The sequence below is a fragment of the Mesorhizobium sp. M0590 genome (genome assembly GCF_040320905.1).
Taxonomy (GTDB): Bacteria; Pseudomonadota; Alphaproteobacteria; order Rhizobiales; family Rhizobiaceae; genus Mesorhizobium.
Genome location: NZ_JAMYQN010000069.1, coordinates 1 through 1,183 on the forward strand (window position 1 = coordinate 1; position 1,183 = coordinate 1,183).

The 1,183-nt window shown below is 67.1% G+C and carries 2 protein-coding genes; both read right to left on the minus strand.

Annotated features, from left to right (window positions below; translation table 11 throughout):
• A partial coding sequence (gene tnpC / locus NKI52_RS32635) for an IS66 family transposase (protein WP_352700867.1) occupies positions 1-960 on the minus strand: 960 nt, incomplete at its 3' end.
• 66 nt (positions 961-1,026) lie between these two features.
• Positions 1,027-1,179: an IS66 family insertion sequence element accessory protein TnpB gene (tnpB, locus tag NKI52_RS32640; RefSeq protein ID WP_352700868.1), complete on the minus strand. Its 153-nt coding sequence runs from the start codon at positions 1,177-1,179 to the stop codon at positions 1,027-1,029.
• Positions 1,180-1,183 lie beyond the last annotated feature (4 nt).

Consider the following 1,183-nt stretch of genomic DNA (forward strand, 5'->3'; position numbering starts at 1 on the left):
CGTCGCGGGATGTTCGCCTCGGCGATCGCGGGAATAGTAGAACACTGCCGCCGGCGGATCGGCGCCGCCGAACGGTCGGTCATCGCGCACATAGGTCCATAATCGGCCGGTATCGGTCTTGCCCTTGGCCAGGACCGGCACCGTCGTGTCGTCGCCGTGCAGACGCGAAGCGGCCAGCACATGGGCTTCGAGCTGCTTGAACAGCGGCATCAGCGCCGCGGCGCCGGCGCCGACCTGGTCGGCGAGCGTCGACAGGCTGAGCGGCACGCCTTCGCGGGCATAGCGTTCGGCCTGGCGGTTAAGCGGCTGATGCTGGCCGAACTTCTCGAACAGGATCATCGCCAGCAGGCCGGGACCGGCCCAGCCGCGCGGGGTGGCGTGGAAGGGCGCCGGAGCCTGGCTGATCGTCTCGCAGTCGCGGCAGGTGAACTTCTCCCGCACGTGCTGGATCACCTTCCATTGCCGCGGCACCACCTCCAGCGTCTCGGTGATATCCTCACCCAGCTTGCGCAGCCGATGACCGCCGCAGCAATGGCAAGCGGCCGGCGCCGGCTCGACCACGCGTTCGCGCGGCAGATGCTCGGGAAATGGCTGGCGCGCCGGTCGCTTGCGCATGTAAGGCGCCACCTCGGTGGTCCGGGCCGCGGCCTGTTCGGCGGCGATCTCGTCTTCCGTCGCGGTGCTCTCGAGTTCCTCGAAGGTGAGTTCCATCTGGTCGTGCAGGCGGGCTGAGCGTTCAGAACTCTGACCATGCAGCGCCCGCTGCAGCTTCCGGATCGTCAGATGCTGATGCGCGATCAGCGCCGCATCATCCGATGCCTTGGCCCTGGCGACCGCCAGTTCGGCCTCGACCAGCGCAGCGCGCGCGGCCTCGTCTTCGGCTCTGGCCAGCGCCGCGGTCAGCGCTGCTCTCAGCGCGCCAATATCGTCCGGAACAGCATCCTGGGCGGTGGCAACCATGCCCTGGAGTGAATCATAAAACGCGTCCGCTGACTCGCGGAAAATGGCGCAAACTCAAAGAAAAACTCAGCCCGCGCGCTGCGGGCGGAACGTGTGAAGCGGGTTGCGCCAATCGATCCCGTCGAGCATGTAGGCGAGCTGCGCCGGTGATATGGAAACCGTGCCGTCCGCCGGCGACGGCCATAGAAACCGGCCCTTCTCGAGCCGTTTTGCATACAGCGAC